Source organism: Xenorhabdus sp. TS4 (assembly GCF_014467265.1).
Classification (GTDB): Bacteria; Pseudomonadota; Gammaproteobacteria; order Enterobacterales; family Enterobacteriaceae; genus Xenorhabdus; species Xenorhabdus ehlersii.
Genome location: NZ_NKHQ01000126.1, coordinates 51,682 through 59,202 on the forward strand (window position 1 = coordinate 51,682; position 7,521 = coordinate 59,202).

Here is a 7,521-nt window from a genome sequence, read left to right on the forward strand (position 1 = left end):
TAGGACATTCAGCGCGGATTATGCACTGAATGTCCTATTAATCTTAATCCCGCAATAACGCACCTGGATAGCCTAGTTGCCGCCATGCTTCAAACACAACCACTGCGACAGAATTGGACAGATTCATGCTACGGCTATCTGGCAGCATGGGAATTCTGATCTTCTGTTCAGGTGGCATGTTATCTAATACATAAGACGGCAAGCCACGAGTTTCAGGGCCAAACATTAAGTAATCACCATCACGATAACTCACATTACTGTGCGCCGGAGTACCTTTTGTGGTTAAGGCAAACAGACGGGCTCCAGAAGGAGACTGTGAATTGACGGAACTAAGCCCTTCACTTTTCAGGAATGCGTTGTAATCGTGGTGTTGTTTGATATTAGCAAATTCATGGTAGTCCAACCCTGCACGACGCAGGCGTTTGTCGTCCCACGTGAATCCCAAAGGTTGGATGAGATGAAGTTGACAGCCTGTGTTGGCACACAAGCGGATGATATTGCCTGTATTAGGCGGGATTTCTGGTTCGAATAGGACGATGTTTAGCATGTTTTGATTTTTTCATCATTCCAATAGTAACTGAATGAATAGGGATCATTAACTAGAATTGGACCGAAAACATAAAAAGTATTAGGGCCTGTTGACGTTTTGTGTTCATCATTTATTCTGACCACATGGGTAGCCAGACGATGATAAATGCCAGTGCCACCATACTAGCATAATTCCGTGCTAATTTATCGTATCTTGTTGCAATTGCACGAAAATGCTTGATTCTGGCAAACGCATTTTCCACTAAATGACGATAACGATATAAACCCTTATCAATCTTTTTATCCGATTTTCGGCTATTGTTCCGGTAGGGAATGACCGGTGTCGCGTCTTTTCGTTTGACGATTTCCCTGAAAGCTTCACTATCATATCCTTTATCCGCAATAACAAAATCTGAAGTTGGAGATTGTGCAAGGAGACTTTCAGCATGAACGATATCATGTGTTTGTCCCTCGGAAAGCTCAAAATGGACAGGAAAACCGTAACTGTCTACGGCTAAATGGATTTTGGTTGAGAGTCCGCCACAACTTTTATCTATGGCCTCATTCTCCTCTGAGGCGGCGCCCGCACTATGCTGATGTGCACGGATAATACTGCCATCAATAAACAACCATTCAGTATCCGTGTCTTCAGACAACATTTTGAATAATAAATAAAAAACGCCTTTTTTTGACCAAGCATTAAAACGTCTGAATACGGTGTTCCATTTGCCAAATTCATCCGGCAATTCACGCCATGGAATACCCGTTCTCATCCGGTAAAGAATGCCTTCGAAAGTCAGTCGGTGTTCCTCTTTATTGTAGATAAGCTCATTTTGTTGCATGAATAAAAATAGCTTATTCCACAAAGGAGCTGGTAACATAGTTCTTGGCATGATGTTCTCAAGGTAACGGTTTTTTGGCGAAAACAAGGATACCAGATCATCATGCCGTTCCAATTCCCCTCACAAAACATCAACAGACCCTATGTTTTTTCATATAGTTTTAACCATTGAAGAGATATTTTTTCTATAGAAAAATTATTTTTGATATGATTCCTTGCCTCTAATCCTAGTTGGTACTTTTTATCATTATCTATTCCTATGCTTTTTTCCATAGCATCGGCTAATCTTTTTGAATCTTGTATTGGTACTAAGGAACCATATTTATTAAGAACAAATTTCACTCCGCCGCAATCGGTTGCAACGATATATCGTTGACAAGCCATTGCTTCAGCAATGACTAGTGGTAGTCCTTCATATTTAGAAGACAAAACAAATGTATCACAAGCATTCATTAAGGCAGGAATATCATTTCTAGCACCTAAGAAGTGTATGTTTTTTATTATATTAAGTTCGGTTGCTAGCCCTATGAGCTTATCAATAAGTGGGCCATTACCTGCAATAATTAAATATGATAATGGTTTTTTTTCTAAAAGAATTGAAAATGCATATAGTAAGTTTGGATAGTCTTTGGGATCATGTAATCGACCGACAGATAAAAATAATTGTATATGATCAGGGATATCTAACTCTCTACGTATTTTTCTTCTTGAATCCTCTGAAAAAAAGAACTTATCAGTATTAATTCCATTAGACATACTAATAATTTGTTTTTCCTTCATTGCTTTTTTTTTAATAAAAGAATCTACAGCATCTTGGCTAACATTTGTATTTAGATCTGATAACCAATTAGTTATACGGTATATAAACATTCTAAGTGAACCCCCTTCATTTGTACTGTGAGCTGTACATATTAATTTGGGGAATTTAGTAATTAAGCGTAAGCACCTTGAAAATATATTTGCATGAAACATATGTGCGTGTAATACATTTATATCTTCTTTTTTTATTATTCTTTTAACTTTCCATAGTGCGCGTATAAATCCCCAAGGTGTTTTTTTCATTCCTATCTCATAAATAAATATTTTATCATAACTTGGTTTGGTAATTGTAGGGCCTGTTAGGGAGATAATTATTACTGATTGATTATTTATTAAAAATGTATCAGCAAGATCGCAGAGTTGTTTTTCTGCACCTCCCATACCAAGTCCCGTTGTAATTAAAGCAATTTTCATTTTTACCTCTAATGTTTATAATGTTTTCATTATTAAGTTATTATAAGGGATCCAACAACACTGAGCCCATGGAGAATAGAATAACCAAGAATATAATATTAGGCTATTTAATATTGTTAATGTTAATATAAAAAAGAATCTTTGATTTGACTTTAGTAAATCTAAAAAAACAGATAAAACAATCACATCAAAAATAATAAAATATAGACCAAATCTATCAACTAAAGTGGAGAAAAATATACCGATAGCTAATGATGATATTATCAGTATTGCCATCATGTCCAGAATTCTTATTGATATTCTTATTTTATTCTTAAATTTTTTTCTATATATAAGGTAAAGAGCTAATGGAAACATGTGTATCAAGGTTCGTATGGTACTTCCTGATGAACTTAATTCTCCAGATAAATATATATTTTGAGATGACGTTAGATAAAACGAAATAATTATAAATATTGATAATGCTATGATATACAAAAGAAAAAACAAAGTGGAGTTTGATTTTTTTAAATAAATAAAAGGTAACAATACTAACAGTATAATTGCTGACTTGTGGAAAAGAACACTTAGTAGTATAAAAAATAAAAAATGTATTTTTTGATTTTTTTTTAATAAGGAGTTAAATGCAAATAATGTAAATGCAATAGCAACTGATTGCCTCGTATACCCCATTGATACTGCTAATATTGTATAAGGATACAATATTAGAGCAGGTAGCCAGATGTTTTTTAAGTTTTTTGAAAAAAAGTAAATTGATAAGCAAAAGATAGTTGCACATATGAAGTTTACAAAATAAATACCTCCTAGTCCAAGTGCTTCGGACATATAATTCAATATGCTATATAGAGGATCTGATACAAACAGAGCTTCTTTAAATGGTAATTGAACAATTTTGTTATACATGTTGAGGTAGTTCCGCCAATCTGCCCCCATTTCTTGGCGTAATCCTATAAAAAAAGTAAGAAATAGAAAAAATATAAATAAATCTCTTTTATTTTTAGAAAAAGAAAAATTTTTAATTATTATTAATATCCATATATATGAATAAATTGCCATATCTTACCTTGTTTATATTTTCATTAAATGAATTGTTTTTTGTTTCTTAAAATATAATTGTGTGTTCAACTAGTTGATTGTCTCTAAATATAATATTCTCTTTCGATAAAAGTCCCGATGACTTTATCGTGGGTCACGTATTAAATTTATCGTTTCTCATATATACTCCTCACTTTTTCAGGAAATAAGATGGCAACGGTAGAAGTTAACTGTCGATTTTGTCAACAAACTGAATCGGTAAGAAAATATGGTACAGGTCAAGGTGAACGTCAGCGTTATCGTTGTCTGTCTCGTTGCCGTACTTTTCAGCTTAAATATGCTTATCGTGCTTGCCGGGCGGGCATAAAGAACAAGTTGTGGATCTTGCAATGAATAATGCCGGCATCCGTGACTGCACGGGCACTGTATATCAGTATTAATGCTGTTGTTCGCGCGCTAAAAAACTCTGTCCGCGATGTGTAACCATATTCACCGCTGGAACATGTGGAAATTTAGCTCATCTGTGAAGTCGATGAGATGTGGTCATTTGTTGGAAATAAAAAGCAACAACGTTGGTTATGGTATGTTTGGGAGATTCGTCTGAAGAGTATTATTGCACATACTTTTGGCCGACGAAGCAAATAGACATTAAAGAAACTACTCAAAAAATTATCACACTTTAAAGTCGCTTTTAGAAACCGAATTAAGCGGCTGAATCGTAAAACATTGTGTTATTCAAAATCACCAGAAATGCATGACAAAGTCATCGGGACTTTTATCGAAAGAGAATATTATATTTAAGACCAATCAACATTTTGAATACGTGATCCAGAAAAGATATAAGAAAATTATTTTTTAGTAAATAATATGTAGTTAAAGCTTATTCTTATAGTACTTTTAATATTTTCATTAAATTATAATTAACTTTGTGGCAGTCATATTTTATTTTAGCAATGTGGTAACTTTCTTGTCCCATTTTTTCTATAAAATCGGGATTTTCTATGAAAAAAAACATTTTTTCAGCTAAGTCTTCCGCAGACCATGGGGAAATTAGAAAGCCATTTTTTCCTTCGTGAACGGTCTCCTTGCATCCAGGCACATTGGTAGTAATTATAGGCCGGCCAATGGCCATTGCCTCTTGAGTACTTCTTGGTATACCTTCTCTGTAGTATGATGGTAATACAAAAACATCGCTATTACTCAGCCAATCATTTACATTTTTTACAAATCCAGGATAATTTATTACTCCTGTATTTTTTAATTCTTCTAATTGCTCCAGCTTTATTCCTCCTGGATTTTCTGAATCTATTGCTCCTAATACATTAAACGTAGTTTCAGGGTATTTTATTTTTACAATTTTTGCTGCATTAATATATTCGAAAATACCTTTTTCCTTTAGTAACCTAGCAATAAAAATAAAAGATATTTTATTATCTTTATTGATGGGGGTGTAAGGATAGTCATTTAAATCTAAGCCTATTCCACCCAGAATAAAAGTTTTAACATTAATATTATTCTTTTTGACTAAATCAGATTCATCATCTTTATTTAATAGAATCAAACCATCTATTTTAGGGAATGTTATTTTATAGAGTAATATCTGTATTTTTCTTAAAAATATCTTTTTCCAGTTTTTACCCTCTTTCTGTGAGGTGAAGCAAAAGCCTAATCCTTCTAGCATAGCGAATATATTAGGAGTCTTGGCTAGTTTGGCAGCCCATGAACCATATATAGAAGGCTTTGAAAAATAAGACAAAACTATGTCTGGTTTAATGCTTTTAATTTTCCTTGATAATTGTATAGTATTTTTTATATCTGAGAAAGGGTTTAATCCTGAGCGGCTTAAGTTATAATTAATAGGTGTAGCACCTAATTTTTTTATCTTATCTCTCTGTTCTTCATTATAATCTATAGCAAAACAAAAAACTTCATGATTAGATTCTGTCATTTTTTTTATTAATGTTTTCCTAAAATTAATCATAGAATCTGCTGTTGTTCCTATAAGTATTATTTTCATTTGACGCCTTATTTAATCTTGGTTCTGTATGGTTTTTTATTTATACGCAACTAACTTGAATATGCAGGTTTTAAAATCTGGAAATTATCGGTCAGACAGGTAGAGAGTTCTTTTATCTTTTTTGGCAACGTGACATAAAAAATGACGAAACGTTTCGCGGAATATTGTTGCATCCGAGAAATAGACATTGTTATGCACCTGCTAGCTCATATACTTGCATAATCGCTCTATGGGATTGAGATTTGGGTTATAAGTGGCAGGTAATACAACTCTACATTCATCACATTGTGGGAAATTTAACCAATTCAGAACGGTAGTAATCAGATTTATCCAGAATAATATATATTTTTTGCGAATGGGGATAAGCTTCCTAGATCGTACTAAAAAAATAGACAATATTTTTGGCATTGATACAGGGATATTCACAGATCATCGTGTTTTCAATCCATTGTAAAGTAAATTCAGGGAGCCTATGATCTTGAGAAGGCTACGATTACTATTTTTATATCCTCTCCTTAATACAATTAGGTTGTTCCAACTTCTTTTTGATTTTATATTTTCGTAATTTTGTTTTTATTTTATAAACCAGTTTGATAAAAAATGAAAATAAATTAAACTTTAACCTTTTAGAATCTATTACTATATAGTTTTCTGAAAAATTTATAGTATGAATTCCATCTTTATAACTTCCGATTACAGGTTCAATTTTTCTTATTAGTTCTTCCGAAAATTCGCTTTCTCCTATTGATCTGATTTTTTTTATAAAAATGGCACTGCCATAGTTATGATCAAAACCTTCTTGAGTGAAAAAGAATATGCTATCTTGAGAATATAGTGGGGACCCAGCACCTCTGGTATATTGATTACATTGTTTTATATTTGGGGAAATTTGTTTCCAATTACCAAGCAAATCATCACTCATATGAAGAACTAGATTATTATTTAAGTCAGTAGAATATAAATAATATTTCCCATTTGAACATACTATTGAGTTGTCTGTTAATTTTATTCCAGATACGAGCGTAGATACTTTTTTCCACTCATTAGGGAAATTTATGCATTCAAATAAAGAAACTTCATTTATTTCATGGGACTCTGGTATTAAAAATAATTTACCACCATGTTCAAAACAGAAGGGATAAGATAAATGGCATTGGATATCGTTTAATCCTATTAGCAACATATCGTCTAATTCTTTAAGATCTTTGTTTAGCACTCGGCATCTGATGTCTCCTTTGGAGTTTAGTAACCCTAGTGATTCGTAGAAAATGTATACTGAGTCGTTATGTTCTAAAACAAATGGATCTGCTTGAACAGTATTGTATTCTTTAAACCAAAAAATGTCTGAATGTAATATACAATCAGCTATATTATTTACCTCAAATTGTTTTCTTTTAATTATTCCTATATTCCACTCTTCTATATAGAAGAGTTTCTTTGCTAATCTGTTAAATTTAAACTTATCAAGCATGTTGTCATTTTCTCTAAATTTATTATAACTTGCATTCACATAACAAGTGCAACACCGTTATGAACGAAGTAAACGAGTGGGTATTCCTTTAAATAACTCATTCGGTGTTTTGTCATCTCGTGTCTTTCGAGGGCGTTTATTTAATCGATTGGCGACGAGATTTATCTCCCGCTCTGATACCTGATTAAAATCGGTTCCTTTTGGGAAGTCATCTCTGATTAATCCATTGGTGTTCTCATTTATTCCTCTTTCCCAAGGGGAATAAGGGTGGGCAAAATAAATCTTTGCCTCTAAATTGGTCGTGACTCCAATGGTTAGATTGTCCTATAAAGAATAGTATTCCCGTTCGATGAAAGTCCCTATCACTTTATCGTGCATCTCCTCTGATTTGGAATA

The 7,521-nt window shown here is 33.0% G+C and carries 6 protein-coding genes and 2 pseudogenes; 1 reads left to right on the forward strand and 7 read right to left on the reverse strand.

The window, feature by feature from the left end; all coding sequences use genetic code 11:
• Positions 1 to 43: 43 nt before the first annotated feature.
• From trmL to Xets_RS20645, 4 genes are all read right to left on the reverse strand, one after another.
• Positions 44 to 547 (reverse strand): tRNA (uridine(34)/cytosine(34)/5-carboxymethylaminomethyluridine(34)-2'-O)-methyltransferase TrmL, encoded by a 504-nt coding sequence (gene trmL, locus Xets_RS20630; protein ID WP_187652513.1) that lies wholly within the window; start codon positions 545 to 547, stop codon positions 44 to 46.
• 112 nt (positions 548 to 659) lie between these two features.
• Positions 660 to 1,421, reverse strand: coding sequence for an IS5 family transposase (locus Xets_RS20635; protein ID WP_187652514.1), 762 nt, complete (start codon positions 1,419 to 1,421; stop codon positions 660 to 662).
• A gap of 89 nt (positions 1,422 to 1,510) precedes the next feature.
• Positions 1,511 to 2,602 (reverse strand): glycosyltransferase, encoded by a 1,092-nt coding sequence (locus Xets_RS20640; RefSeq protein WP_187652515.1) that lies wholly within the window; start codon positions 2,600 to 2,602, stop codon positions 1,511 to 1,513.
• Between the two features lie 15 nt (positions 2,603 to 2,617).
• Positions 2,618 to 3,658 (reverse strand): EpsG family protein, encoded by a 1,041-nt coding sequence (locus tag Xets_RS20645; protein ID WP_187652516.1) that lies wholly within the window; start codon positions 3,656 to 3,658, stop codon positions 2,618 to 2,620.
• A gap of 189 nt (positions 3,659 to 3,847) precedes the next feature.
• Between Xets_RS20645 and Xets_RS20650 the strand changes: the two are divergent.
• Positions 3,848 to 4,438 (forward strand): annotated as a pseudogene (locus Xets_RS20650) (IS1 family transposase).
• Between the two features lie 85 nt (positions 4,439 to 4,523).
• Here the strand turns inward: Xets_RS20650 and Xets_RS20655 are convergent.
• From Xets_RS20655 to Xets_RS20665, 3 genes and pseudogenes are all read right to left on the reverse strand, one after another.
• Positions 4,524 to 5,654 (reverse strand): glycosyltransferase family 4 protein, encoded by a 1,131-nt coding sequence (locus Xets_RS20655; RefSeq protein WP_187652517.1) that lies wholly within the window; start codon positions 5,652 to 5,654, stop codon positions 4,524 to 4,526.
• 502 nt (positions 5,655 to 6,156) lie between these two features.
• A complete protein-coding gene (locus Xets_RS20660; protein WP_187652518.1) occupies positions 6,157 to 7,125 on the reverse strand; it encodes a hypothetical protein in 969 nt (322 codons plus the stop codon).
• Between the two features lie 57 nt (positions 7,126 to 7,182).
• A pseudogene (locus tag Xets_RS20665) lies at positions 7,183 to 7,419 on the reverse strand (IS30 family transposase); the annotation flags it as partial.
• Between the last annotated feature and the right edge of the window lie 102 nt (positions 7,420 to 7,521).

Bases quoted from the DNA above. Each gene is read 5' to 3' on its own strand.
- Xets_RS20655 (WP_187652517.1), bottom strand. From the start codon at position 5,654: ATGAAAATAATACTTATAGGAACAACAGCAGATTCTATGATTAATTTT.
- Xets_RS20640 (WP_187652515.1), bottom strand. From the start codon at position 2,602: ATGAAAATTGCTTTAATTACAACGGGACTTGGTATGGGAGGTGCAGAA.
- trmL (WP_187652513.1), bottom strand. From the start codon at position 547: ATGCTAAACATCGTCCTATTCGAACCAGAAATCCCGCCTAATACAGGC.
- Xets_RS20660 (WP_187652518.1), bottom strand. From the start codon at position 7,125: ATGCTTGATAAGTTTAAATTTAACAGATTAGCAAAGAAACTCTTCTAT.
- Xets_RS20645 (WP_187652516.1), bottom strand. From the start codon at position 3,658: ATGGCAATTTATTCATATATATGGATATTAATAATAATTAAAAATTTT.
- Xets_RS20635 (WP_187652514.1), bottom strand. From the start codon at position 1,421: ATGCCAAGAACTATGTTACCAGCTCCTTTGTGGAATAAGCTATTTTTA.